General features: G+C 65.5%; 26 protein-coding genes and 1 tRNA gene. 15 read left to right on the top strand and 12 right to left on the bottom strand.

Annotation, left to right across the window (positions count from 1 at the left end; all coding sequences use genetic code 11):
- The first annotated feature begins 63 nt into the window (after nucleotides 1-63).
- The 9 genes from QFZ70_RS14470 (at nucleotide 64) to QFZ70_RS14430 (ending at nucleotide 9500) form a co-directional block, all read left to right on the top strand.
- Nucleotides 64-663: a PadR family transcriptional regulator gene (locus QFZ70_RS14470; RefSeq protein ID WP_307097891.1), complete on the top strand. Its 600-nt coding sequence runs from the start codon at nucleotides 64-66 to the stop codon at nucleotides 661-663.
- The gene (locus QFZ70_RS14465; protein ID WP_307096593.1) at nucleotides 660-1397 is read left to right on the top strand and encodes an ABC transporter ATP-binding protein; all 738 of its coding nucleotides are present in this window, start codon (nucleotides 660-662) and stop codon (nucleotides 1395-1397) included. The genes QFZ70_RS14470 and QFZ70_RS14465 overlap by 4 nt, the downstream gene beginning before the upstream one ends.
- The gene (locus QFZ70_RS14460) at nucleotides 1397-4267 is read left to right on the top strand and encodes an FtsX-like permease family protein (protein WP_307096591.1); all 2871 of its coding nucleotides are present in this window, start codon (nucleotides 1397-1399) and stop codon (nucleotides 4265-4267) included. Before QFZ70_RS14465 ends, QFZ70_RS14460 begins: the two co-directional genes overlap by 1 nt.
- A gap of 101 nt (nucleotides 4268-4368) precedes the next feature.
- On the top strand, nucleotides 4369-4653 hold the full coding sequence (locus QFZ70_RS14455) for a DUF1540 domain-containing protein (protein ID WP_307096590.1): 285 nt from the start codon (nucleotides 4369-4371) through the stop codon (nucleotides 4651-4653).
- A 245-nt stretch (nucleotides 4654-4898) separates the two neighbouring features.
- On the top strand, nucleotides 4899-7199 hold the full coding sequence (locus QFZ70_RS14450; protein WP_307096589.1) for a carbon starvation CstA family protein: 2301 nt from the start codon (nucleotides 4899-4901) through the stop codon (nucleotides 7197-7199).
- Nucleotides 7199-7402, top strand: coding sequence for a YbdD/YjiX family protein (locus tag QFZ70_RS14445; RefSeq protein WP_307096588.1), 204 nt, complete (start codon nucleotides 7199-7201; stop codon nucleotides 7400-7402). The genes QFZ70_RS14450 and QFZ70_RS14445 overlap by 1 nt, the downstream gene beginning before the upstream one ends.
- Nucleotides 7403-7480: 78 nt before the next feature.
- Nucleotides 7481-8110 carry a bacterial proteasome activator family protein gene (locus tag QFZ70_RS14440; RefSeq protein WP_307096587.1) on the top strand — a complete coding sequence of 210 codons (630 nt, stop codon included), beginning with the start codon at nucleotides 7481-7483 and terminating at the stop codon, nucleotides 8108-8110.
- Between the two features lie 5 nt (nucleotides 8111-8115).
- A complete protein-coding gene (locus QFZ70_RS14435) occupies nucleotides 8116-8592 on the top strand; it encodes a hypothetical protein (RefSeq protein ID WP_307096585.1) in 477 nt (158 codons plus the stop codon).
- A 62-nt stretch (nucleotides 8593-8654) separates the two neighbouring features.
- Nucleotides 8655-9500, top strand: coding sequence for an aldo/keto reductase (locus QFZ70_RS14430; RefSeq protein WP_307096583.1), 846 nt, complete (start codon nucleotides 8655-8657; stop codon nucleotides 9498-9500).
- Between the two features lie 167 nt (nucleotides 9501-9667).
- Here QFZ70_RS14430 and QFZ70_RS14425 read toward each other — a convergent pair whose 3' ends face one another.
- The 5 genes from QFZ70_RS14425 to QFZ70_RS14405 all read right to left on the bottom strand — a co-directional run bounded on the left by QFZ70_RS14425 (nucleotide 9668) and on the right by QFZ70_RS14405 (nucleotide 13098).
- On the bottom strand, nucleotides 9668-9853 hold the full coding sequence (locus QFZ70_RS14425; RefSeq protein WP_307096581.1) for a hypothetical protein: 186 nt from the start codon (nucleotides 9851-9853) through the stop codon (nucleotides 9668-9670).
- Nucleotides 9854-9891: 38 nt separating this feature from the next.
- The gene (locus QFZ70_RS14420; RefSeq protein WP_307096579.1) at nucleotides 9892-10863 is read right to left on the bottom strand and encodes a hypothetical protein; all 972 of its coding nucleotides are present in this window, start codon (nucleotides 10861-10863) and stop codon (nucleotides 9892-9894) included.
- 61 nt (nucleotides 10864-10924) lie between these two features.
- A complete protein-coding gene (locus tag QFZ70_RS14415; RefSeq protein WP_307096577.1) occupies nucleotides 10925-11611 on the bottom strand; it encodes a DNA alkylation repair protein in 687 nt (228 codons plus the stop codon).
- A 92-nt stretch (nucleotides 11612-11703) separates the two neighbouring features.
- On the bottom strand, nucleotides 11704-11979 hold the full coding sequence (locus tag QFZ70_RS14410; protein WP_307096576.1) for a hypothetical protein: 276 nt from the start codon (nucleotides 11977-11979) through the stop codon (nucleotides 11704-11706).
- Nucleotides 11980-12198: 219 nt separating this feature from the next.
- Nucleotides 12199-13098, bottom strand: coding sequence for a DNA/RNA non-specific endonuclease (locus tag QFZ70_RS14405; protein ID WP_307096574.1), 900 nt, complete (start codon nucleotides 13096-13098; stop codon nucleotides 12199-12201).
- Between the two features lie 150 nt (nucleotides 13099-13248).
- Between QFZ70_RS14405 and QFZ70_RS14400 the strand changes: the two genes are divergently transcribed.
- On the top strand, nucleotides 13249-13749 hold the full coding sequence (locus QFZ70_RS14400) for a hypothetical protein (RefSeq protein WP_307096572.1): 501 nt from the start codon (nucleotides 13249-13251) through the stop codon (nucleotides 13747-13749).
- 151 nt (nucleotides 13750-13900) lie between these two features.
- Nucleotides 13901-16003 (top strand): beta-galactosidase trimerization domain-containing protein, encoded by a 2103-nt coding sequence (locus QFZ70_RS14395; RefSeq protein WP_307096571.1) that lies wholly within the window; start codon nucleotides 13901-13903, stop codon nucleotides 16001-16003.
- A gap of 216 nt (nucleotides 16004-16219) precedes the next feature.
- Here the strand turns inward: QFZ70_RS14395 and QFZ70_RS14390 are convergent, their stop codons facing one another.
- Together QFZ70_RS14390 and QFZ70_RS14385 are read right to left on the bottom strand one after the other, a co-directional pair.
- The gene (locus QFZ70_RS14390) at nucleotides 16220-16417 is read right to left on the bottom strand and encodes a hypothetical protein (protein ID WP_307096570.1); all 198 of its coding nucleotides are present in this window, start codon (nucleotides 16415-16417) and stop codon (nucleotides 16220-16222) included.
- Nucleotides 16417-16878, bottom strand: a complete 462-nt coding sequence (locus QFZ70_RS14385; RefSeq protein ID WP_307096568.1) for a hypothetical protein — start codon at nucleotides 16876-16878, stop codon at nucleotides 16417-16419. Before QFZ70_RS14385 ends, QFZ70_RS14390 begins: the two co-directional genes overlap by 1 nt.
- Before the next feature lie 144 nt (nucleotides 16879-17022).
- Between QFZ70_RS14385 and QFZ70_RS14380 the strand changes: the two genes are divergently transcribed.
- Nucleotides 17023-17607 (top strand): alpha/beta hydrolase, encoded by a 585-nt coding sequence (locus QFZ70_RS14380; RefSeq protein WP_307096566.1) that lies wholly within the window; start codon nucleotides 17023-17025, stop codon nucleotides 17605-17607.
- A gap of 675 nt (nucleotides 17608-18282) precedes the next feature.
- Here the strand turns inward: QFZ70_RS14380 and QFZ70_RS14375 are convergent.
- The 4 genes from QFZ70_RS14375 to tmk all read right to left on the bottom strand — a co-directional run bounded on the left by QFZ70_RS14375 (nucleotide 18283) and on the right by tmk (nucleotide 21836).
- Nucleotides 18283-18355, bottom strand: a tRNA-Thr gene (locus QFZ70_RS14375).
- A gap of 103 nt (nucleotides 18356-18458) precedes the next feature.
- Nucleotides 18459-20024, bottom strand: coding sequence for an alpha/beta hydrolase (locus tag QFZ70_RS14370; protein ID WP_307096564.1), 1566 nt, complete (start codon nucleotides 20022-20024; stop codon nucleotides 18459-18461).
- 19 nt (nucleotides 20025-20043) lie between these two features.
- A complete protein-coding gene (locus QFZ70_RS14365) occupies nucleotides 20044-21186 on the bottom strand; it encodes a DNA polymerase III subunit delta' (RefSeq protein WP_307096563.1) in 1143 nt (380 codons plus the stop codon).
- Entirely contained in the window at nucleotides 21183-21836 is a 654-nt protein-coding gene (gene tmk, locus QFZ70_RS14360; RefSeq protein ID WP_307096561.1) for a dTMP kinase, read from the bottom strand. Before tmk ends, QFZ70_RS14365 begins: the two co-directional genes overlap by 4 nt.
- A gap of 119 nt (nucleotides 21837-21955) precedes the next feature.
- Here tmk and QFZ70_RS14355 point away from each other — a divergent pair, with 119 nt between their 5' ends.
- Complete coding sequence (locus QFZ70_RS14355; RefSeq protein WP_307096559.1) at nucleotides 21956-23146, top strand: PLP-dependent aspartate aminotransferase family protein; 1191 nt, start codon at nucleotides 21956-21958, stop codon at nucleotides 23144-23146.
- 9 nt (nucleotides 23147-23155) lie between these two features.
- Nucleotides 23156-23506 (top strand): DUF2516 family protein, encoded by a 351-nt coding sequence (locus QFZ70_RS14350; protein WP_307096558.1) that lies wholly within the window; start codon nucleotides 23156-23158, stop codon nucleotides 23504-23506.
- 17 nt (nucleotides 23507-23523) lie between these two features.
- On the opposite strand, the gene QFZ70_RS14345 is transcribed toward QFZ70_RS14350, so the two are convergent.
- Entirely contained in the window at nucleotides 23524-24384 is an 861-nt protein-coding gene (locus tag QFZ70_RS14345) for a class I SAM-dependent methyltransferase (RefSeq protein ID WP_307096557.1), read from the bottom strand.
- Between the two features lie 91 nt (nucleotides 24385-24475).
- Between QFZ70_RS14345 and QFZ70_RS14340 the strand changes: the two genes are divergently transcribed.
- Nucleotides 24476-25222 carry a phosphoglyceromutase gene (locus QFZ70_RS14340; RefSeq protein ID WP_307096556.1) on the top strand — a complete coding sequence of 249 codons (747 nt, stop codon included), beginning with the start codon at nucleotides 24476-24478 and terminating at the stop codon, nucleotides 25220-25222.
- The last annotated feature ends 19 nt before the right edge of the window (nucleotides 25223-25241 follow it).

Below are 25241 nucleotides of genomic sequence, written 5' to 3'. Positions count from 1 at the left end.
ACGCGGTATGCACGGGCCTTGGGGGACCGTGCATACCGAGGCTTCCAAGTGCAAGGAGCAATGATGTCCATCCGCCACAGCCTCCTCGCCCTGCTGCAGGACCAGCCGCGCTACGGCTACCAGCTCCGGGTCGAGTTCGAGAACCGCACGGGAGCCACGTGGCCACTGAACATCGGGCAGGTGTACACCACGCTTGACCGGCTTGAACGTGACGGCCTGGTCACCAAGGACGGCGACGACGGTGACGGCCATGTGGTCTACAGCATTACCGGCGCAGGAAAGGCCGAGGTGGGAAACTGGTTTGCAGCCCCGGTGGAGCGGAACAATCCGCCACGCAACGAACTGGCCATCAAGCTGGCGCTCGCCGTCACCATCCCGGGCGTGGACGTGCAAGGCATCATCCAGGCGCAGCGGGTGGCCTCCATCCGTGCCCTGCAGGACTACACCAAGGCCCGCAGGGACGCCGCCACCAGCCAGCGGTCTGGAGATACTGCCTGGCTGCTGGTCCTTGATTCTCTGATCTTCCAGACCGAAGCGGAGGTCCGCTGGCTGGATCTTTGTGAAGCGAGGATGGTCCAGCAGGCACAATCGGGCCAGGCGCGTAAGACATCCAACGGGGTCACGGAAGATTCCGCCCCGCTCAACGCGGACAGCCGCCGGTGAGCGTGCAGGGACCACAGCAGGTCCTGGAACTTGCCGGCGTTAGCAAGACTTTCGGGGAGGGTGCGACGGCGGTGGCGGCCCTCCGCGACGTTGACCTCACCATCAGTGCAGGGGAGTTTGTTGCGGTCATGGGACCGTCCGGGTCCGGCAAGTCATCGTTGCTGGCGCTTGCCGGGGGACTGGACCGTCCGACGTCGGGCGGCGTCTTTGTGGAGTCCACCCCGTTGGCGGGACTGGGGCTGAACGACCTCGCGCGCCTGCGCCGCCGTGCCGTCGGCTACGTCTTCCAGGACTTCAACCTGATCCCCACCCTGACTGCGGCCGAGAACGTGGCGCTGCCGCTGGAGCTGGACGGAACGGCGTCGAAAAAAGCCCATCGGCAGGCGCTGGATGCGCTGCGGCAGGTGGGAATCCCTGAACTGGCTGACCGGTTTATAGACCAGATGTCCGGGGGCCAGCAGCAGCGCGTGGCCATAGCGCGTGCAGTGGTGGGACAGCGGCGTCTGATCCTTGCGGACGAGCCCACCGGAGCGCTTGATTCCACCACCGGCCATGGGGTTATGGAAGTGCTGCGGTCCCGCGCGGATGCAGGTGCCGCCGTGATGCTCGTCACCCACGAAGCCAGGCACGCAGCGTGGGCGGACCGCGTGGTGTTCCTTCGCGATGGCCGCATCGTGGACCAGGCGGCTGCACAGCATGATCCATCCGTGCTCCTGGCGCAGGCCGGGTTCTGATGCCGCTGGACCTCGCTCCGGCCCCGGGCGGGCGCCGGAGCAGCTTCCGAGTTGCCCTGCGCATGGCCCGCCGGGACATCAACCGGCACAAGGGCCGCTCCTTGCTCATCATCCTGCTGATCATGTTGCCGGTAGCCGGCATGACCGGCGCGGCCGCCCTGTACCAGAGCACGCAAAGAACGGCGGAGGAAGTTGTCAGCTACGAGCTCGGGCAGACGCAGGCCCGGTTCGCCGCCCTCCCGGTTCCCAACGCGGACTCCGTCCAGGACCCGTTGAACGACACCAGGGTGGCTTCGAGCTCCGGGAACCATGATCCCAGCTTTGTTCCGGCACATCCTGCGGAGCTGCTGCCGCCAGGCTACGAAGTCCTGCCGCAGCGGCTGGTGAACCTGACCACCCGGGTGGGCGCGGCTTTGGTGCCCCTTGAGGGCAGGGTGGTCGACGCCCTTCATCCCGCCTTTGCAGGAAAGTTCACTCTGCTTGACGGAAGAGCTCCCCGGTCTGCTGAGGAAGTTGTGGTGTCACCTGGCCTGCTGGAACGGTTCGGTCTGGGCTTCGGCGAGGAAATCACGACGTCGGCCGGTACTTTCGTTCCCGTGGGAACCGTGAGGGACGCCGGTGCCTCGGACCGGAACTCCTTTCTTTTCCTGGCGCCGGAGCAGGTACCGGACTCCGCTCTGCAGCAGGAAGCCGAATTACCGCAGTCGGTGTCCTATTACCTGGTTGGTCCGGAACCGGTGGCCTGGTCCCAGATACGTGAAGCCAACCGCCAGGGGGTCGGTGTGCTGTCGCGCAGTGTGGTGCTCGATCCGCCGGCCCCGGACCAGCGCGGCATCGAAGGCGTCACGCCCCGCCAGCCGCCATCGGAGGCCTTAGCTTTTTACGCGGCAGCCGGTCTGATCGCCGCATTGGCGCTGCTTGAGGTGGGTCTCCTGGCCGGGGCAGCCTTCGCAGTCGGGGCAAAGCACCAAATGCGGGAGTTGGCGCTGTTCGCGGCCGCCGGGGCGGATGCCCCAACCGTGCGAATGGTAGTGACGGCAGGAGGACTATGGCTTGGCGGCATCGCAGTGCTGTCCGGCGGTGCACTGGGCCTCCTCTCCGCAGCAGCTGTAGTCCATTGGGTCAGCCTTATGGGTTCCCCACGCTTTCCCGGCCTCCATCCTGACCTGCCGCTGACCCTGGTTTCCATGGCCTTGGGGCTGCTGTGCTGTGTCCTGGCGGCCTTGGCCCCGGCCAACCACGTTGCTCACCTGGGCGCCCTCGGAGCGCTCAAATCCGGAAGGGCGCCGGCCGGCAGCGGCAAGCGCTCCATCGTCGCTGGGGCAGCGCTGGTGCTGACCTCGGCGGGACTTCTGGCCGCCGGTTGGCTGATCGGGCAGTCAGCCGGCGACCCGGACCGCAAAGCCGAGCAACTTCCGGTAGTGGCGGGGTTGCTGATCGCCGGCGCTGTACTCGCCGTCGTCGGACTTGTGCTCCTGGTGGGATGGATCATTACTGCGCTGACCGCGCGGACGGGCTGGCTCCCGCTTGCCATGCGGCTGGCAGCGCGGGATTCGGCCAGGAACCGCAGCCGTACGGTGCCGGCCGTGGCAGCAGTCCTCGCGGCCACAACCCTGGCAAGCGCTGCCTTGGTCCTCGCGGCCAGCCAGCAGGCCGGGATGCGCGAGAACCATTCCTGGAGCGCGCTGGAGTACCAGACTTACCTGCCGCTGTCGCTGGAACAGCCCCTCCTTCCCGACGGCAGCACCCAGCCTGCAGTCAGGGTTGAGGCAGCGGACCTGTCTTCCGCGGTGGAGGGTGCCCTCACCAGCGTTGCCTGGACAAAGGAGATCAGCGCGCCCGCCTACGTCCAAAACTGTGCTTCCGGCCCCGGCGCTGACATCGCGCGGCCGGCGCGGACGGCAACCTCAAACTGCCTGCAATATTCGCTTGCCACACCAGCAGGAAATGAATGTCCGATGACGCCGCAGCGGAGAGTGATCGATCGTGAGGACTGGAGGTGCAAGGGCTCCCTCGCCCAGTGGCCCGGCAGCTACCGCTCGGTTCTGGTGGGCGGTGCGGACGTCATCGCCGCGGTAATGGGCCGGGAAGCCGGGCCTGAGGCGTTGGCGGTGCTGGATACGGGCGGCATGGTGGTAACCAACCCTGTCTTCGTGCGCGACGGGAAGGCCGTGCTTCTGGCGCAGGATGTACGCACGCAAGCGCAAGACCCGGTTGACCCGTCCCACATGCACATGCACAAAACGGTCAGCAGCACCGCCCTGGCCGCCGTGGTTGTTGAACCAGCCGAAGCTGTTCCCTACTACGGGGTGGTCTCGCAGGAGACGGCCCACCGGCTGGGCATGCACCCTGCCCCCGCTGAACTCCTGGTCCAGCTCACCCGTCCTCCCTCCGCTGCCGAGGTGGATGCGGCAGCAGGGGCCGCTGCCGCGGTGTACAAGCAGCCCGGCGCCGGGTTCTGGGTGGAACCCGGCATCCCGCAGGACAACGCGTGGTTGACGTGGTCGATTGTGGCCCTCAGCGCACTGATCACCTTCAGTGCAGCAGGCATTACCACCGGCCTGTCCCTTGCGGATGCCCGGGCGGATCATGCAACCCTCGCTGCAGTGGGCGCCTCACCTCGACTGCGGAAAGGACTGGCGGGTTCTCAGGCGCTGCTGACCTCAGGACTGGGGACCCTGCTCGGAGCTCTGGCCGGCACCGTGCCGGCCGTACTCATCGTCGCCGGCACGGAGATGGGCATCGCCCTTGATGTTCCCTGGCTGCACCTTCTGGCCCTCCTGATCGCTGTCCCGCTGACGGGTGCCGTGCTGGCCTGGCTTTTCACGCGGGCCCGGCTGCCGGCATCCCGGCGCGTGGTGGGGATGTGAGCAATTACGTCACTAAATTGGGTCTTTTTGATTGTTCCCGGCGGGCTTACATTGGGGTTCAGGAGCCGCCCGGTCAGGGCGCCGGATCAGGAGGACTTTCCATGACAACGCACGTCGCCGACTGCAGCGTAACGAACTGTTCCTTTAACGACCACACCAACTGCAACGCCGCCGCCATCACGGTAGGAGGCGCAGAAAACCACGCAGCCTGCGCCACGTTCATCGACACAGGCCTTCACGGTGGGCTGCCCAAAGTGCTGGCCGACGTCGGAGCATGCCAGCGTTCCGAATGCGTGCACAACGACCACCTGATGTGCAAGGCGCCGGAAGTGCACGTGGGCCCGGGAGCCGATAACGCCGACTGCCTCACCTACTCGCACGCCTGACAACCCGTTCCGCCGCGGGCGGGAAAGAGGGGCCTCCGTCCGGAACACCGGATGGGGGCCCTCTTTGCTTGGAACCGTGCAAGGACGGGCCGCGCCGCCGGCTGCAACGGAAGCGTGTCGTTTGGCGCCGGGTGCAGGCCGTTCGGCGCAGGGCCTTTCCTTAAGCGGCCAAATCCAGCCCGGGCCGCACCCGTCGTTGGTAGGGTGCGTGTCAGCAGAAGCGGAAAGAATCTCAAGGAGGAGACATGGCCGAAACGCCTGATAGTCGACGGAACGCAGCCCTGGGAGAAGGATCGGTGGCCACAGATACTGTCCTCCCTCCTTCGGCGCTGGATGAAAAGGTCCGCGAGGCGGAAGAGAAAAAATGGACGCCGGGTAAGATCGCGCTCTGGGCGGCGATCGCCCTGCTGGGTGGCGTGGCATGGTTTATGCTCGCGATCATCCGCGGCGAGACGGTCAACGCCATCTGGTTCGTGTTCGCCTCGGTGTGCACCTATCTCATCGGCTACCGCTTCTATTCCAAGGTCATCGAGCGCTACATCACCAGGCCGGATGACCGCCGGGCCACCCCGGCGGAGTACAAGGCGGACGGCAAGGACTATGTCCGCACCGACCGTAACGTCCTGTTCGGCCACCATTTCGCTGCGATCGCCGGCGCCGGGCCGCTGGTGGGCCCGGTCATTGCGGCCCAGATGGGCTACCTGCCCGGCACTATCTGGATCATCATCGGCGTCGTCCTCGCCGGCGCGGTGCAGGACTACCTGGTCATGTTCTTCTCCATGCGGCGCGGCGGACGCTCGCTGGGACAGATGGCCCGGGAGGAACTGGGTGTCATCGGCGGCACTGCAGCCCTGATCGCCACCCTGCTGATCATGGTTATCATCGTGGCAATCCTGGCCCTGGTTGTGGTCAACGCACTGGGCGAAAGCCCCTGGGGCGTCTTCTCCGTCGGCATGACCATCCCCATTGCGCTGTTTATGGGCGTTTACCTCCGGTACCTGCGGCCGGGCAAAATCATGGAAGTTTCCCTGATCGGTTTTGTCCTGCTGATGGCGGCGATTATCGGCGGCGGCATTGTTGCTGAAACCGCGTGGGGCGCCGAGCTCTTCACCCTGGACAAGGTCACTATCGCCTGGGGCCTCATTGTTTACGGCTTCATCGCTGCCATCCTGCCGGTGTGGCTGCTCCTGGCGCCGCGGGACTATCTGTCCACCTTTATGAAGATCGGCGTGATCGTGATGCTCGCGCTGGCCATCATTGTGGTCCGCCCCGAGATCACCGTCCCGGCCTTCAGCGAGTTCGCCAGCAGGGACAACGGCCCGGTGTTCCCGGGAGCCCTGTTCCCGTTCCTGTTCGTCACTATTGCCTGTGGCGCACTGTCCGGCTTCCACGCCCTGATCTCTTCCGGCACCACACCGAAACTGGTGGAAAAGGAACGGCAGACCCGCTTCATCGGCTACGGCGGAATGCTGATGGAATCGTTCGTGGCCATCATGGCCCTCGTTGCGGCCATCTCCATTGACCGCGGCCTCTATTTCGCTATGAATGCTCCGGCTGCCCTCACTGGGGGAACAGTGGAAACGGCCGCCACCTGGGTCAACAGCCTGGGCCTGGCCGGCGTCAACATCACCCCGGACTTCCTTGCCCAGACCGCCAGCAACGTGGGCGAGGAAAGCATCGTCTCGCGTACCGGCGGCGCCCCCACCCTCGCGGTTGGTCTGGCGCACATCATGCAGCAGTTCATCGGCGGCACCGCCATGATGGCGTTCTGGTACCACTTCGCCATCATGTTTGAGGCCCTCTTCATCCTCACGGCAGTGGATGCCGGCACCCGCGTGGCACGGTTCATGCTGCAGGACTCCATCGGCAACTTCGTTCCCAAGTTCAAGGAAGCCTCCTGGCGGCCCGGCGCCTGGCTCTGCACCGCCATCATGGTGGGTGCCTGGGGCGCGGTGCTGCTGATGGGCGTCACCGATCCGCTTGGTGGCATCAACACGCTGTTCCCGCTGTTCGGCATCGCCAACCAGCTGCTCGCCGCCATCGCCTTGTCCGTGTGCCTGGCCATTGTCGCCAAGCGCGGAACCTTCAAGTACCTGTGGATCGTGGCACTGCCTTTGGCGTTCGCAGCGGTGGTCACCATCACGGCGAGCTACCAGAAGATTTTCTCGCCCACTCCGGCTGTGGGGTACTTCGCCAACAATGCCGCCTTCAGCAAGGCCCTGGCGGACGGGAAGACGGAGTTCGGCACAGCGAAATCCGTGGCAGCCATGGAAGCCGTGGTGCGCAACACCGCCATCCAGGGCTGGTTGTCGGTGATCTTCGTGGTCCTCAGCATCATTGTGATCGCGACGGCGGTGCTTGCCACCCTCAAGGCGTTCCGCAGCCGTGGGGACGCGACAGCTTCCAAGGGCAATGAAGACCCGTCGAGGCCGTCCCGGGTCTTCGCGCCGGCCGGGCTCATCCCCACTCCTGCCGAGAAGGAGCTGATGGCCGAGTGGGACAAGGTCCCCGCCGAATTGAGGTTCGAGAGGGCAGGCCACCACTGATGAGCTCCGGACTCGCCGCGGTTGCGCAGGGCTTCCGGGGGTTCGCCCGTTACTTTGGCGGTGTGCTGGGGGCGGACGCCTACGCGAAGTATCTGGAGCACCACCGGGCGGCGGGCCACAGCACGCCGCCACTGAGCGAGCGAGAGTTCTGGCGGGACCGGACCGACCGCCAGGACTCCAATCCCCAGGGGCGGTGCTGCTGATTGAGCCTGCAGCGGACAAAGCGTCAGCGGGCTTCATGGAGTGAACCCGCGGCGGATCGCTCATGAGAGTATGAACGCATGAGCGATCCGAAAGACACTCAGGCACCTGAGGACCTCCCCGTAGAGGGCACCACCATCGACGGCAGCCAACCGGCACCTGCGCCGGCAGCCGCGGCCGACGGCGGGAAGCCCAAAGGCAGCAACCTGCAGGATTTGGTGGATGAACCAGCCAAGGTGATGCGGATCGGAACCATGATCAGGCAGCTGCTGGAGGAAGTGAAGTCCGCCCCGCTCGACGACGCGGCCCGGGAAAGGCTTGCCGAGATCCATGAGCGCTCCATTAAGGAACTGGAAGACGGGCTTGCGCCTGAGTTGGTGGAGGAACTGGACAGGATCAGCCTCCCCTTCCCGGACGAGGCCACACCTTCGGACGCTGAACTCCGCATAGCCCAAGCCCAGCTTGTGGGGTGGCTGGAGGGGCTGTTCCACGGCATCCAGACTGCCATTGCCGCCCAGCACGCCGCCCGCGAGCACGCCGCAGCGCAGCAGCAGCTCCGCCAGCTTCCTCCCGGCACTGTGATTGCGCCGGGTGTGGTGATCGGCGAAAACGGAGAGCCCCAGCGGGCGTCAGCCGGCCCCCGGGCGGGTGCTCCGGCAGGACCAGGCCAGCCCCTTGAACCGGACCACGGTCCGGGACAGTACCTCTAGGGTCGTTGGGCTTTTTCAGCGCCGCCAGGCAGGGGCGCAAGGACGACGCGGAACTGGGGAAGGGATTGTGGCGCCGGGCCCACGACCGCTTCCACCGGGGGCTGGACCGCTTCCACCAGGTCCTCGAAGGGGTTGAGGACGACCAGCTCTACGGGGAACTGGTGGACATCGCCAATGAGCTGGCCGCACTGCTGGACCGCGTCAGGGCAGTGTGTGTGCAAGCACAGCAGCGGTCACCCAGCGAGGGGCTGGACATCCCAGCGGCCCTCGCCGGTGTCCACCGCTCGCTGTCCAAGGCCGGCAATTCGCTCGCCACCACCGCAGAAGCAGCCGCCATGCTGCGGCTCGCCGTTGGGCCCGTCCCCGTGGGAGCTGCCTCCGTCCGGCGGCGCGCGGAGGCAGTCTTCCAGCAGGTGGCCGACGCCGAGAGGCAACTGCGGGAGGAAAGCCTCGGCTCCCGGCAGGAAGATATTCCCGGTTAAGCGTGTGGCATAGTCGCGCCTGATCTTCCCGCGCGGGGCGTCGCGTTTGGCAGGATAAGGGCATGACTCTTTCACCGACACTGACTTTCAACGACGGAAACCAGATCCCCCAGCTTGGCTATGGCGTATGGCAGGTTGAGGACGGCGTGGCGGAAAAGGTTGTCCGCCAGGCCTTCGAAGCGGGCTACCGCCACATCGACACCGCCAAGATCTACGGCAATGAGGCGGGCGTAGGCCGGGCCATCGCCAGCTCGGGCCTGTCGCCGGAGCAGCTTTTCATCACCACCAAGCTGTGGAACGCAGACCAGGGCTACGAATCCACCCTTGCCGCTTTCGAAGAGTCCATGGACCGGCTGGGCCTCGAGACCCTTGACCTTTACCTGATCCACTGGATGACCCCCAAGCGGGACAAGTACGTGGACACCTGGAAGGCTCTGATCGAGCTGCAGAAGCGCGGCCGGGTCAAGTCGATCGGTGTTTCGAACTTCACTGTCGAGGGTCTGGAACGGATCATCGACGAAACGGGCGTGGTCCCGGCCATCCACCAGATCGAGCTCCACCCGTACTTCAGCCAGCGCGAACTGCGCGAGTTCGGGGCCTCCAAGGGGATCCTGACTCAGGCCTGGTCACCGCTGGGCCAGGGCGGCGAGCTCCTTAAGGACGCAACGGTGGCGTCCATCGCTGACAAGCACGGTGCCACGCCTGCCCAGGTAGTTATCGCCTGGCACCTCGCCATCGGCAACGTGGTTATCCCCAAGTCCGTCACCGAGTCCCGCATCCGCGAGAACTTCGCGGCGCTGGAGGTCTCCCTGGACTCGGACGACATCGAGGCCATCAACGCGCTGGACCGCAGCGCAAAGGGTGAAGGCCGCATCGGAGCCGATCCTGCAATTGCCGATTTCGCCTAAACTGAACCGCGCTTCCGTCTAAGTACTCCGGTCCAAGCACACTGCTCTCAGCAGGCCGTTGACCCGCGTTGCCTGGGTAATTCCCGTGCAACGCGGGTTACCGCTTTAAGCGAAGCGGTCCAGGATCAGCACGATCTGTGGCAGCCCCGACTTTTGCCGGCCTCGATTCAGGCGGCGATACGGACCTGCGGGACCGGGACTGCGTCCACGACGGCCCAGCTGTCCTCGCCGGCGCAGTGCCGGCTGGCGAACCGCTCGGCCTCAGCAAGGGTGTCAAAGGTCTCGGCGCGGGCACGGCCGCAGTCGGCGTCGAAGTAGGTGACGTGAAATTCCTGTACGAATTGGTTTTCCATAAATCCAGTGTGCAACCGGGGTCTGACATTCCCCGGAATCAGCTCCGCGTGTTGCCCAGCCGGAGGACCCGTTCCTGTGCCAGCATCGCTGTCCGTTCGGCTTTGTCTGCGGCCCGCGCCGCCTGTTTTGCCTCCGCGGTGGTGCCCGCCAGCCCTTTGCGGGACTGTTCCAGCAGGTCCTCGGCCGCCTTGAGGCGGTTTCGCAGATCCGATGCTTCCTGGGTCAGCTCCGCGATTTTGCTCCGCAGTTCGTCTGCCTGGTCCTGCAGGTCCCGGGCAAGCCGGGCTGCCTCAGCTTCTGCCGCCTGCGCTTCGGCCAGCGCGGTTTTGGCTTTCTCCAGCGCCGGTGGTGACGCTGGCCGCGGTGTCTGCCGGACTGCCTCAAGCCGCGGCTTGTCCGGCTTGGTCCGGTCGGTGCCCGCCGCCGTCGTACTCTCCTTCTGATCTTTTCGCGCTGGTGCCCTCGCCGGAGCAGGAGTTGCCCGGGGTGCGGGCAGGGCGGCCGGGACTGCCACTGAGCCCTCAAGCTCCACGGCGTTCACGCCGTCCGCCGACAGTGTCTTCAGGAGCCGTCCGCTTTGGACAGCAGCAGCAGCGCCCGCATCGGCCGTCAGGGCCCGAAGCGTCTCCTCAACGTCGGTGGCCATGGCATCGCTGATGGACCGGCCATGCTGTTGGGCTATTGAGCGGGCGGTGTCGACGGCGGCGGCCAGCATGGTCCGCCGCTCGCGTCCCAGCCCGCGAAGGGCCGCGGCATCCAGCGACGCCTGCGCCTCGCGCATCCTGCCGCCGAGATCCGCCAGTTCGGTGAGGGCTTCCGGCTGGTGCACGGCCAGCATGTTGACGGCCCAGGCGGCAACAGACGGCTTTGGCAGCGTGCGCACCGCTGCTCCGAGTTCCTTGTCCGAACCAGCAGCTTCCTTCGCTGCGGCGGCACGGGCCGCCACAAAGTCTTCCATCGGCTTGGCGTAGAGCTCGTTGGCAATCTCCGCCAGGGACTCGTCTTCCATGAACGCCATCATAGGTGCCGGCGTCGGCGCAGAAGGATACTCCTACGGCCCGCGGTTCCCGCTACTTATCGTGTTGCCGGCGAACCATTTCGGTGATCCAGCTGGGCGCATAGGGCGAGGTACAGCCCGGGGGAGTTGGGTAGTCCTTGAGCACTTCCAGGCGTTCACCAATGCTGACGGCCCGGTCCCGGTGCTCCGCGTGCCCGATTCCGATTTGTGCCAGGCAAGTGTTCATCGCCCACTGCAGACGGTCCGGCGCGCCCTTCATCTCCGACTCAATGATGTCCAGCAGGCCGGCGAGGTCGAGGCCTTCGGGCTGCTTCACCACACGTTCGCTGGTCAGCGCCCAGCCTGCACTCGCTGCCACCGGATCGGGATCGGCGGACCAGGCCAGGCGCAGCTCTTCTGCGTGGGGATTCTTTTTCACCACGTAGTTCACGAGCCAGTCGTGCACTTTGGGGGTGCGGGCCTCGCGCAACATGGTGTCCAACTCGTCACGCTCAAACACCTTCGGACGGCAGACCAGGAGGGCCAACAGCCTCGCCGCGGTGTCGCCGGTCTCCCAGAGCTCGCGGGCGAGTTCCGGCTGTGTCTTCAGGCGCTTGGCAACGGCCCGCAGCTTGCCAAGGTTCACCCCGTGATCGTCGCCGTGTTTTTCGTTTACCTCACGTGCCCGCGGTTCCTCCAGCGCACCAAGCTCCGCCATCAGCCCGGCCACGCTCGTCCCGGTCAATGCACTCCCGGCCATCGCGGTCTCCTCTCCGTCGCACACGAAGTTCAGCCTACGACGAAGCGGGCACTCCGCACGCGCATGCTGCCACCGGCTCGGGGCGGGCGCAGCTAAAGGCGACGCACCAGCCAGCTGGCGACCCACCGCGTGTCGTGCCCGCCGCCGTCGTCCCACTCCACCAACACGTGCGTGACGGTGTAGGCAATGGCGAGCCCGATGATGGAACCCACCTTCACCCGGGCCGGCCGGAGCATCAGGACCGGCCTGCCGGGTGCTTGCTGCAGGGCGTCCCCGCGAACGGCTGCCTGGGCCACACGGCCGGGCAGCTGCTGGGGGAGCGTTTCCAGTAGCGGGCGCTTTTCGGCTGAATCGGGGGACAGCGGCATGGGAAGTCCTGGAATATTGGAACCTGTGCACCAGTACCGTCTTCTTAGGCTGGAAGCACGCCACAGGGAAAACCGAATGGCCGGCAGCAGCCGTAGCCGGCGTGCTGCCGTATCAACAAGACTAGAAGCCAATTCCTTGCCATGCATGCGTAGGAAGTACTCGACTCTTGGACGGGTCAACTACTTGCCGGTGGCCGGTTCCTGTAAAAAGTGCCCGTCCTAGTCCTTGATGAGGTCGAAGTCCAGGTCCAGGTCCTCCGGGGACAAGAGCTTCCTCCAGGTGGTCGCTACCCGGGCGGAGGGCAGCTGCGCCGCTATTGGCATTCGGTCTGCGGCGATCAGCTGACTAAGATCCAAGCTTGTCAGTGCGGCGATGTCCCTGATGGGTACCTGGAAAGTCCGGAACGGGCCCAGCGGCGGAGCCTCGTCCACAGCCTTTGGCAGGGTGACGTCCGGCAGTTCGCCCAACTGGGCGGTCTGGTCCACTACGTAGCCCGTGGCTGCCAGCTCCCCGTCCTGCAGGAAGGCAGCGACTTTGAAGAACAGCAGAGGGATATCCACGCCCCGGTACACCGGATCGTTCTCACCGAAGACGGGGCCGGTAAAGACGATGAGCCGGCGGCCGTAGTCGGCGGCATTGTCGAGCAGGTAGGACTCGAGGCCGAGCCACAGGTCCAGGCCTTGGTTGAATTTTGCTGCCTGTGGAGCAGCGTTTGTGTAATGGAAGGTGTCCTGATTGGCCTGGGCCGCCTCCGCTCGGGAATCGCCCCAGACAGCGGAGGCACGGCGGACAAGGTGACCGCGATCGATATCGTTGCGTGCGTAAAGCCGCTCCCCGGTCTGCTGGTCCTCAGCCAGTCTGGGGTCCAGACGCCACTGGATTCCGGACCTGTCCAGGTCCATCAACTTCTCGCCATTGATACCTAGAGCAGTTATGGCGGCCAGACGCTTGTCGAGCCGCATAAGCACTGAGAAGTGTGTGTAAGGCAGCAGTACTGTCTCAGGACCTGCGAGGGCCGGTATTGGAACTGGAAGCCCCAGGAACCCGTCGTCGAACCCGGACCGGCCGGACAGATCATGTGCCGCAGCAGAATTTGATGACAACCACACTTCATTCATGGCCCGGACACTAGCAGCAGGAAATGACAATCGCAGGAAAAGCGGTCTTTCGGCGGCTTGGACTGCGGGCTGAGGACCTGGTGTCATCTGGTTCCAAGATGTGACCGAAAGGCAACCTTCACCTCCGCCTGCCGGTGTCATGCTGGGCCAATGAAGAGATTGTCAGTCCCGTTACTCCTGATCCTTGCGATCTCTACAGCAGGTTGCGCTACGCCCGGCGTGTGTCCTGCCATCGGCTGGAGCAACTCTGCCACCGTTGTCCTCGACGGGCCAGTGGACGGTGTGGCCAAGGTCCAGTTCTGCCCGGACGGGATCTGCTCCGTTACGCCGCAACCTAGCACGGCGCCCAAAAGTACCGTCGCTCCCGGTGTCTCCGCCATCCCTGGCCAGGCCGATACCGCTGCCCCCGCAACGCCGGGACCGCCCGTCGGGGACCCGAACTACAGCCCGTATTCCGGCAAGAAAATCGATGACCGCACCTGGCAGTTCAGTACGCCCATGAGCGCCCCCAAAAAAGCCACCGTCAGGGCAATGGCGGCAAGTGGTGAAGTACTCGCCGAACGGGAGGTGGACCTGACCTGGACCCGGGTCGGAGGGAGCGAACAATGCGGCGGCCCCTCCACGGCAGGGCCCATCACGCTGGCGCTTTAGTCGGCCCACCCTGGTTGGCGGACGGGCCCTGGCATTTTCAGTAATCATGTTGAACGGTAGGTCCCCCGCACAAGGTTTTTCCAAACTGCGGCCTCGCCATTCGAAGGCACGTCCACAGGCTGTTCAAAGGTTCCGAGGTTAGGGTCATGGCATGGCCACCAGGAGTGCTAAGCCGGTAACAAGACGTAGGTTTATTGCAGTCACGCTCGGCGCTGGCGCCGTCGGACTCGGTGCTGTTGCCGTTAGCGCTGGATGCAGAAGCAATCCGCTCGGCGGCGCGCGCCCGCAGGTCGTGGAGCCGGCATCCCCGGAGTTGAGCTGGGTCTCCGACGCCCGCGTGGCGGGGTTCGAGAGCTTTGAGGATGATCCGGACGTCGACGCGAGGCTCGATGCGCTCGCGGCCTCGCACGTGAGCGTGGTGGTGGTCGATACGGACCTTTCCTTCTATATGAGCGAGGGGCTTTTCGAGGAGAGCGCGGTCTACATTGACGCGGTGGCGCGGAAATGCCACGAGCGCGGCATGAAGGCGGTGGTGTATTGCTCGATGCTGGAGGCGCTCAGCAGGAACGCGCCGAGCGGGCAAGGCACCATGGGGAAGGATCACCCGGACTGGGTGCAGCGCGGCATGGATGGCCAGGCGAACGTGTTTGTAGGCGGCGGCCGGGTGTTTTGGGTGCCGGAGGGGACCGAGAGTGCCTGGCTTTGCCCCACGTCCGGGTACCGCGATTACTTTATTAACCGGGTAAAGCGGCTGGCGCAGACGGCGCTGGATGGGTTGTGGGGTGATGTTCCGCTGCTCTCGGACATCGTGGGCGTGTGGCCGTGCACGAACGAGACCTGCGCGGCCAAGTTCCGTGCCGAGACCGGGTTGGCACAACCCGCCCGGGTGGACTGGGACGACCCGGTGTTCCGCCGCTGGGTGGCGTGGCGGCACGGGATCATCCACGAGTTCGAGCAGGCGGTGCTTGCCGGGGCACGCACGGTACGGCCCGACTTCGAGTTGATCGTCGAGACCGGCACCATGGATTACAGCAACGGCACGGTGCAGGGCTTGGACGCCGCCAGCCGTGACGACGGGGACGTGCTCCGTGCGTGGGAAGTGAGCTGCGTCAGTGACGAGACCGGCATGCGTGAGGCATCGGCGGATGACTGGATCTCGATGGCGATCATGATGCGGCATGGCCGCGGCTGCGCGGGCAAGAACCCGAGCTGGGCGATCTCCTACGGCCGGCAGGCCGACGACGCCGAGCGGGTCATGGCGCTGGCCATCGCGGGCGGCCAGCGGCCGTACGAGAGCCAGATCCCGCTCCTGAGCCGCACCGTGGGTGATGCCTGGCGCGGCAGGATGTATGGCTGGCTCAAGGACAACAACGACATCTGGGCCGGCGGGAGCGCCAACCCGGTGGCGGTAGTCTTCTCCAGCGCGAGCCGGGATTATGTCGACAGGAACTCCGGTGTGGGGCTCTACACCAGCACCAACGCCGCTGATGAGCTCTGGTGGACCACCAGGCAGAGGGATTCGGCGGTGTCCCTGCCCTACGTCGGCGAGTACCGCGGCATCTGCAAAGCCCTCATCCACGCGCACGCCCCGTACGACGTGGTCACCACACCGCACTTGTCGGCAGCGCGGCTCGCGCCCTACCCGGTGGTGGTGGCGCCGCGGCCGGCGGCACTCTCGGATCAGGAGATCGCCGGGCTGAAGAGCTACGTTGAGGCCGGCGGCACGCTGGTGGTCACCGCCGGTACCGATGCCGGCGCCTTTGATGAGAACGGCGCGCAGCGCCCGCAGCCGGCGCTGCTGCGCGCGTTCGGCATCAGTCCGGGCCCGGACTGGTCGCGCACGTCCCACCGCGACGGCGCGGTGATAATGGTGACCGGGCAGGCGGGGCAGCACTACTACGAAAGCGACGATGCGGCAGTGACAAGCGCCCTGGCGGGGATCTTGGAGGGGACCGGGCGCACCATCGTGACCGATGCGCCGGCCGAGGTCGTCATCGACCTGCGGCAGCGCACCGAGCACCGCCTGGACGTGCTCTTCGCCAACATGGACGGCCTCGATACCGGCGGGTTCAAGCCGCAGAGCGCCAACTTCCAGGTGGCCATCCCCTGCGGCGGGAAGACGCCCCGGCGGGTGACCATCACCCAGCCAGGAGACACGGCCCCCGCGGAGACACCTTTCACCCACAAAGATGGCCGAGCCGTCTTCGACGTGACCGTAAACGCCCTCTTGTTGGCGCGCATCGCACTCACCTAGTGCGCGGAGCCGACGGACCACAGCGTTGCCCAGTCCGGTGTAGAGGCTCGATGCTGCCACTGTGCTGATCTGGACACTCCATGCCTTGGTGCTCAGCTGGATCGAGCGGCCCCTTCAAACGGGAGGTGGCAGGTTCGGGCCGTTCCAGGATTTTCGGCAGGGCTTGTCATCCCCGTCATGACGAAGAACCTGCCGAACTGGCCGACGCACCGGTCCCTAGTGCCAGCCGCTATACGGATCCGCGTTGTGATTGGTGGGCGGCGGATTCTTGTAGACCCGGCCTCGCTGGGATTGAGGCTCGCCCTGGTGCCGCGGCGGGCGGGTACGGCGGTGCTTTCGCTGCCAGACACCGTTCAGCGCACGTAGAACCACCATGAAGACCACAAAGCCACCGAAGCCGACGAGATATTCCATCAGTGCTGCTCCTCCCGACGTTCCTGGCCCAGCTCCAGGAGGTCGATGTCAACAGCGCCGGAAGGGCTCGGCTTCGGAGAGCCGCGGCGCTTGCGCAGCTGGGTGGCCCGGTACTCGTCACGGGCCAGGATGAACGCGTAAGGCGTGAAGAACCCGGACATGCCGATGGGCCACAAGAGCGCCCACTCCGGCGGCTGCCCCTCCCATAAGGGGCGCTGGAAAAGCCACAGGCACGCGACCAGAACTGTCCCTGAGAAGGCCATGAGGATCCCCATGCCCCACCAGGTACTGACCTGCACATGGCCGCGGCCGGGCGTGAACCCGATCTCGTCACCCGGATAGCTGTGCAGCTCGCCGGAGCTGGTCCTGCGGAGTACACGTTTTTCACCGGCGGCGACAGCCTTCTTGTGCTCCGCGTACACGGCATCGTTGCGCCGCTCAGCCTCGCTGCTATAGACCAATTGTTAATCCTCTCTCGGGCAACCTCCACGGTACCTGCCTACTCTCTTTTAGCTAGGCAGGTCTGCACAGTGATGCGGGCCTGCAAGTCTTATGTGTGTGGGTCATCGACAATCCCTCTTGGCCGCGCGCTAGTGTCTTTGCCTATGAACGCATCTAACGACCGCCCGACGCGCTTGGTCCAGCGCGTCGTCATCATTCACGGGTACGAAGCTGCACCGGATGCGAACTGGTTCCCCTGGCTCCAAGGCGCACTTGAAGCCGAAGGCATAGGCGTCACTGTCGTCCCTCTCCCGGCCCCGGACGCTCCTAAAGCGGCAGCGTGGGAGAACGCTGTCAGTGCTGCACTGGGAGTGCCCGATGAGAGGACGGCGATAGTGGCACATTCTCTGGGTGTCGTCACGGCGCTACGAGTACTGGCGGCGCTGCCGGAGCCATGGGAGCTCGGCGGCCTTGTGTTGGTAGCCGGTTTCACTGGACCGCTGGATGCATTGCCGGAACTGGATGGTTACCTTGCAACAGACGTTGACGTTGAACGCATCGCAAGGAATATCGGTGGGCGAACAGTCATCCGCTCGGAGACGGACCCCTTCGTGCCGCCGGCAGCATCTGATGACCTCGCCAGGCGCCTCGGCGCGCAGCTGCAGGTCCACCCGGGAGCCGGACACTTCATGGCAGAAGACGGAGTGGCGACCCTGCCAGCTGTGCTTGACCTGCTGCGTTTGCCCTAGGGAGGCGCTTTTCATGCTGCACTTCTCGAGATGAAAGTGTGCACGCCGACGTCGAGCCAGGAGCGGACGCTAAACGACGGCCCCCGTCATTGACCGGGGCGGGGCCGCGGCCACGTCCGGACGAACCTCCACGGCCATCTCGGAATGCTCCGGCTGCTGAGGAGGGCAACCTGGCACCCCTGCCCCCTGGCCGTGGAGGACTACAAGGCCCCTAGAGCCAGTAAGCCGAAGGAAAGACCCGTGCGGGTCCTTCCTTGACAGCTATGCGAGGCACTCCCGGAGGCCCAGCGTTCCTGCCCCTTCGCAACCCAGGGCAAAGGGGCCGATGTTGATCGTATCGTCCGGGCTGTCACCCGGCCATAGCCTCGGCCTGGCGCTAGGCGACCGGAAAATCCTGGACGCAGGAGTCGTTCAGGAACCGGTGGAATTCACCGGCTGCGGTGATCTCGGTGTGCGATGAGTAGGTGGCGGTCCCAAGCGAAGTCTTCAGCTGAAGCCACGGCTATTTGCTCTAACCTGTGACCGGAGTTCTGCAGGGTGTAGGCGGGGTCGTCAGCCCGGCCAGCAAGTGTGCCGGAAATGTGCCTTACACCTAGCACTAACCGAGGGTTCCCCTTAACCAGCGAAAAACCCCGCATCATCGTCGAAAACAACGACAACACGGGGTTTATCCCGAGCTTCCTATCAGAATCGAACTGATGACCTTTTCATTACGAGTGAAACGCTCTACCGACTGAGCTAAGGAAGCACCGCATGCTTGCCCGGAAGAACCGGGGGCCTCATGCAAGAGTCAACTGTAATAGAGTCCCCGCGCCCGGGTCAAAATGGGCGGGACGAAAGGGCTGAGGCCTTCAGCACACCGTGTTATCGGCGGGAACCTGGCCGCTGACAAGGTAGCTGTCCACGGGGTCCTCGATGCAGCTGTTGGACCGGCCGTAGGCGGTGTGGCCTTCACCTTCCCATGTCAGCAGTGTGGCGTTGCCCAGCTGCTTGCGGAGTGAAGCGGCCCACTCAACAGGTGTTGCAGGGTCGCCCGTGGTGCCGATAACCACAATGGGCGAGTCTCCCTTGTACTCAACGGGCGCGGGTGTGCGGGTGTTCTTGTGCGGCCAGTCGGCGCAGTTGGTGCCGCCGTAGGCAAAGAAATACCCGAACGTGGGGGAGTCCTGCATGAGGCGCTGCTGTTCGGCCCGCATGGCCGCGGTATCGGAGTCCATCGGGTAGTCCAGGCAGTTGATGGCGTTGAACGCGAATGTGGAGTTGGACGTATACGTCCCGTTGGCAGCGCGGTCGGCACCAAGATCGGCCAGCCGAAGCATGAGGCTCACGTCTCCGGTCATCGCCGCTTCAAGGGCCTGGGTCAGGGCCGGCCAGCTCTGATCGTTGTACAGCGGGGTTATCAGGCCGCTGACGAACATCGTGGCGTTGACCACCCGCCCGTCCTTGGCAGTGCGGGGCGTCTGCTCGACAGCGGCGATGAGGTCGCGGAGCTGCTGAACTCCTGAATCAACGGTTCCGCTGAGCGGGCACCCGTCCTGCTCCAGGCAGCTGGCAACATATGCCCGGATGGCCTTTTCGAAGGCTCGGGCCTGCCCCCGGGTCAGCTCCTCGTTGCTGATGGACGGATCGAGGGCACCGTCAAGCACCATGCGCCCCACGTTGTCCGGGAACAGCGAAGCATAGGTGGAGCCCAGGAAAGTGCCGTAGGAGTACCCGAGGTAGTTGAGCTTGGTGTCATTCACCACTGCGCGGAGGATGTCCAGGTCCTTCGCCGAGCTCACCGTATCGATGTGCGCCAGCACAGGGCCGGTCTGCTCGGCACACTGGGCTGCGATCGCCTTGTTGTCCGCGCGGGCTGCTTCCAGCCCGGCGTCGGTGTCCAGGTCGTATATTTTGGCCCGGGCGGCGTCACGCTCGGCGTCCGTCATGCAGGTCACGGGGGCGGAGCGCTTTACGCCCCGGGGATCGAAGCCCACCAGGTCGTACGCGTCGCGCACTGGCTGGGAAAAGTGTGTCCCGGAGGCGTCCTTGACGAAGTCATACCCGGACGCACCGGGCCCTCCCGGGTTCACCAGCAGGCTGCCCGTTTTGTTGCCCGTACTCGGTGCCCTCAGCGCGGCAAGTTCGATGGTGTCACCCTCGGGCTTGTCGTAGTCCATCGGCACCTTCACCTTGGCGCACTGGAACTCGCTTTCGCAGGATTCCCACACCACTTCCTGCGAGTAGAACTGCTCCAGCCCGGACGGAGCGGACGCCACGATCGAGGGATCGGCCTTGGCAGTGGATGCCTCCTGGCTGCGGTTGCCGCCGTCGATGAGGGTGCAGGAGGCCAGAACCATGGCAAGCGCCATGGCCCCGGCAGCACGCATTCCAATCACCCAGGATCGGGGGCGTGCGGGCAGGGGGCGGGCAGTCATCGGGTCTCCTTGGAGGGGGCTAGATCAGGCTGGCTGCCATGGACTCAATGGTCAACAGCGGGGCTACGTTGGTGGTGGTAATGCGTTCGCGGGCTTTGTTGATGGCGTCCATGCGGGCGAGAGTGGCTTCTGGAGTGGAGCGGCTGGCGAACTCCTCTAATTCACTCCTCAGCTCAACGTTCACGAGCTCCACAGCATTCCCGAGCTGGATAATCAGCACATCCCGGTAGAAGGACAGCAGGTCGGTGAGCGTCCGGTCCAGGGAATCGGTGATGGACCGCTTGGCCCGCCGCTTTTGGTCGTCCTCAAGCTGCTTCACCTGGCTCCGCATGGCCGGAGGGAGGGTTCCGGACTCCGGCGCTCCGAGGGTTGCCAGCAGGGCAGCCTTCTCGGCGGCGTCGCGTTCCTCGTTGGAGCTATTGGCTTCGGCGGTGGCGATCTTGACCAGCTTCTCTGCCATCATCACGGCGGCGGTAACGCCCCGCAGGCCCAAGGGGAACCTCACGGTTTCCAGACGACGTTCCCTGGCGGCAGGATCCCGGGCAAGCCGCCGGGCAATACCCACATGGCTTTGTGCCGCCCGGGCCGCGCGCTCCGCCAGCGCCGGCTCCACGCCGTCGCGCTTAACCAGCAGGGCAGCCACATCGGAGGCGGGCGGCAGCCGCAAAGCCACACTTCGGCAGCGCGACCGGATGGTCACCAGCACGTCAGCCGGGGACGGTGCGCACAGCATCCATACAGTGCGGGGAGTTGGCTCCTCAATTGCTTTGAGCAGAACGTTGGTGGTGCGCTCGGCCATTCGGTCTGCATCCTCCACCACAATGATCCGCCAGCGGCCGGAGGACGGCCGGTTGCCCGCCGTGGCCACCAGGTCACGCGCTTCGTCAATGGTGATGGTGACTTTTTCGGTTCGGACGAAGGTGACGTCGGAGTGGGTTTCACCGAGGATCGTCAGGCAGGCCGGGCACTGCCCGCAGCCGCGCCGGTTGACGTCCTCCTGGTCGCAGTTCAACGCCGCGGCGAACGCCTTCGCGGCATTTGACCGGCCGGACCCGGGCGGCCCGGTGAACAGCCACGCGTGCGTCAGGCTTTCACCGGTGGCCGCTTGGCGCAGTTGTTCGACGACGGCGGCCTGGCCCTGCAGGTCGTCCCAGACCGTCATGCGTCACCCTCCGCGGCCGCCAGCAGTGCGTCAACGCGCTGGAGGATCTGTGCGGCAAGGTCACTCACGGGAAGATGGGCGGGCAGCACAAGGTAGGAACCGGCGCGGCTTGCGGCCAGCTCCAGGAAGGCGTTCCGGATCCTCAGGTGGAATTCATCCGCCTCTGATTCGAGCCGGTCCTCCTCGGCGTCACCGGCGGTCCGGCGCTGGCGGCCCACTGCCGGGTCGACGTCCAGCAGCACCGTAAGGTGGGGCTCCAGGCCCGAGGTGGCCCACGCATTGATTGACCGGACGGCGTCCTTGCCGAGGTCCCGCCCGGCTCCCTGGTAGGCAACGGAAGAGTCGATATAACGGTCTGTCAAAACGATCTCGCCGCGCTCCAGCGCCGGCCGAATGACCTGGCTGGCGTGGGCGGCCCTGGAAGCCGCGAAGATGAGGGCCTCGGTGTGGGCGTCGATGTGGCCATGGCCGTGGTCAAGGACCAGGGACCGAAGCTTCTCTCCGATGAGGGTTCCGCCGGGCTCCCTGGTCTTCAGGACGGTGAGGCCGCGGGATTCAAGGGCGTCTGCAAGCCGGGCTGCCTGGGTGGATTTGCCGGCACCATCCCCGCCCTCAAACGCGATGAAAAGGCCCGCCCGTTGTTTGCTCACCGGTCAAGCCTACCGATCGCGCGCGGCAATGGCAGACTGCCGCAGGGAGTATGTGGACAGTACTGGCGGGCGGGTAACGGCTTTCCGGGGTGCCCGCACCGGACAGTAGGCTTTCCTGCATGAGTCTTTCCGAACAGCAGGCGGCTTCACTGGCAGCCGAGACGGTAGTGGTGGCCGCCGGGCGTCCCCCGCGGGAAAGAGACCAGCCGGTCAACCCTCCCATCGTCCTGTCCTCCACGTTCTTCGGCATTGGTGCCCTTGCTGATGGGGACCGCGGCTACGGCAGGTACTCCAACCCCACCTGGGATCCCTTCGAGGAAGCGCTGGGCCAGCTCGAGGGATCGGAACTGCCCGGCCTCCTGTATGCCTCGGGCCTCGCGGCGGTCAGTTCCGCACTGTCGCTCATTCCCGCCGGGGGAGTGCTGGTCATGCCAACGCTCTGCTATTCCGGTTCCCTGGTGATGGCCGCCGAGCTTGCCCAAAAGGGTTTTATCGAACTTCAAACCGTTGATGTCGCGGATACCGAAGCAGTCAAGGAAGCGCTGGCGCCCCACGGCCCGGCCGGGAAGGCCGCCGCCATGCTGTGGCTTGAGAGTCCCACAAACCCCATGCTCAGCATCGCCGACATTCCGGCTCTTACTGCGGCAGCGCATGCTGCCGGGGCCATCGTCGTCACGGACAACACCTTTTCCACCCCCTTGGTGCAGCAGCCCCTGGGCCTGGGCTCCGACGTCGTCCTGCATTCGGTGACCAAGTACCTGGCGGGCCATTCCGACGTCGTCCTGGGCGCCCTGGTGACGTCCAACCCGGATATCCGTTCCGCGCTGCTTCATCACCGGACCATCCATGGCGGCATCGCCGGCCCCTTCGAATCCTGGCTGGCCCTGCGCGGGCTGCGGACGCTGGCGCTGCGCATCGAACGGTCCCAGGCTACGGCCATGGTCCTGGCGGAGCGGATTGCATCCCATCCCCGGATCGAATCGCTCCGGTTCCCGGGCCTTCCCGCGGATCCTGGCCACGCACGAGCCAAAGCGCAAATGAAGGGCTTCGGTTCGATCGTCTGCTTCCAGGTAGCGGCCGTGGGCGGGATCAGCGGAGCTGACGCCGCGGACGCGGTGGTCCGCGCGGTGCAACTATGGCTGCCCGCTACATCGCTGGGCGGGGTTGAGTCCCTCATCGAACGCCGGCGCCGGCACGCCGCCGAGCCAACAGATGTGCCTGAGAACCTGGTCCGCCTGAGCGTGGGCATCGAAAATGTTGAGGACCTCTGGGCAGATTTGAAGCAGGCGCTGGACGCGCTGGGCGGCTAGGCTGGGCTTGTGGACGGTGAACTCATTATTCGGCCTGTAGAGCAGGCAGTGTTCTTTATTCTTGCCCTCGTGGCACTCGGACTTGAACTGTGGGCCGTGGTGGACTGCGCCCGGCACCGCGCCAATGCGTTCGAGGCCACCGGGAAAAGGACCAAGACCTTTTGGATGGCCCTGACAGGCGGAGCCGCCCTCGTCGGCGTTATCTCATTCCTTGGCAGCGGCGGCTTTTTCGGCACGCTCGGCCTGTTTGGGCTCGCGGCGGTCGTCGCGGCGTCCGTCTACCTGGCAGACGTGCGGCCGGCCGTGAAGGATGCCGGCCGTGGCGGCAGCCGCAACACGGGGCCCTACGGACCCTGGTGATCCCCCACCGGCCCCGCCTAGCCGCGCGGGGCCACTGCTTCCCAGCCCACCGTCAGCTCGCCCAGCCGCCATCTGGCCGGTCCGTCCTGAACCGGCCAACCGGCGTCGCGCAGGCTTCGGCACATGCCCTGCCAGCGCTGCCGGTTCCCAAAGGACGCCAGGGGAGCGGCTTCCAGCCAGGCCTGGTCCATCGCCTGCATCAGGGCGTGTACCCGTTCGCCGGGGACGTTGCGGTGGATCAGCGCTTTTGGCAGCCGTTCGGCAACCTCGGAGGGCAGGTCAAAACTGCCGAACCGGACAGACATACCGAGCGAGAGCGGCCGTTCCGCATCCAGCGCCACCCACGTCACCCGCCGGCCGATTTCGTCGCAGGTCCCGTCGATGAACAGGCCATCGGCGGACAGGCGGTCCTGCACCAGCCGCCAAATTCCGGCCACATCCGCTTCCTCATACTGGCGCAGGACGTTGAACGCACGCACCAGCACGGGCCGCCCGGGAACGGGAATTTCGAAGCCGCCCACATGGAAGCTCAAGCCGGGCCGCTGCAGCGGCAGTGCGGCGCGGACCCGGTCCGGTTCAATCTCGATGCCGCGCACCTGGACGTCCGGACGCAGGGCGGACAGCCTCTCGAAAAGTTCGACGGCGGTGGCAGGGGTGGCGCCGTAGCCCAGATCCACCACCAGGGGGTTGTCAGCAGACCGGAGCCGCCAGGCCTGGGGGCCCGTCAGCCAGCGGTCAACGCGCCGCATGCGGTTGGGATTGGTGGTGCCGCGGGTGACGTTGCCTACCGGCCTGCCTTGCCTGCCGGCCGGGTTCCTGCGGCCGGGGTTTTTGCCGGATATCTGCGGGGCGGCCACCCGTTCAGCTTTTTGCACCACCGCCCCACCTTATCCTTGCCGCAGCCCCCGCCGCAGGGCACGCTTTGTAACGCTGGGCGGGCGGCAGCGGCGCTCGGCTAGGATGAAAATCATGACTTACAAGCTGATTCTGCTGCGCCACGGCCACAGCGAATGGAACGCCAAGAACCTGTTCACCGGATGGGTGGACGTAGACCTCAACGACCAGGGCCGCACGGAAGCAGCACGGGGCGGGGAGCTCCTGGTTGAGAACAATGTTCTCCCGGACATCCTTTACACCTCCCTGCTGAAGCGGGCCATCAACACCGCAAACATCTCCCTGGACAGGGCCGACCGCGGCTGGATCCCCGTCAAGCGCGACTGGCGCCTGAACGAACGCCACTACGGCGCGCTGCAGGGCAAGGACAAGGCCCAGACCCTCGCCGAATACGGCGAAGAGCAGTTCATGGAATGGCGCCGTTCCTACGACACCCCGCCGCCGCCCCTGGACGACGACTCCGAGTTCTCCCAGGCGCACGACCCCCGCTACGCCGACCTGGGCGACGCCCTGCCGCGCACCGAGTGCCTGAAGGATGTCCTGGTCCGCCTGCTGCCGTACTGGGAGTCGGACATCAAGGCAGACCTGAAGTCAGGCAAGACCGTCCTGGTCACGGCCCATGGCAACTCCCTGCGCGCGCTGGTCAAGCACCTGGACGGCATCAGCGATGAAGCAATCGCCGGCTTGAACATCCCCACGGGTATCCCGCTGGTCTACGACCTCGATGAGGATTTCCAGCCGGTCAAGCCGGGCGGCACCTACCTGGATCCCGATGCAGCTGCCGAGGCCATCCTCGCCGTGGCCAACCAGGGCAAGAAATAAGCCACAAAAACGTACGACG

It is taken from the genome of Arthrobacter sp. V1I9 (genome assembly GCF_030817075.1).
In the GTDB taxonomy this organism is placed as follows: domain Bacteria; phylum Actinomycetota; class Actinomycetes; order Actinomycetales; family Micrococcaceae; genus Arthrobacter.
Note: the sequence above shows the minus strand (reverse complement) of the source record. Positions and strands in the feature narration are given on the sequence as shown.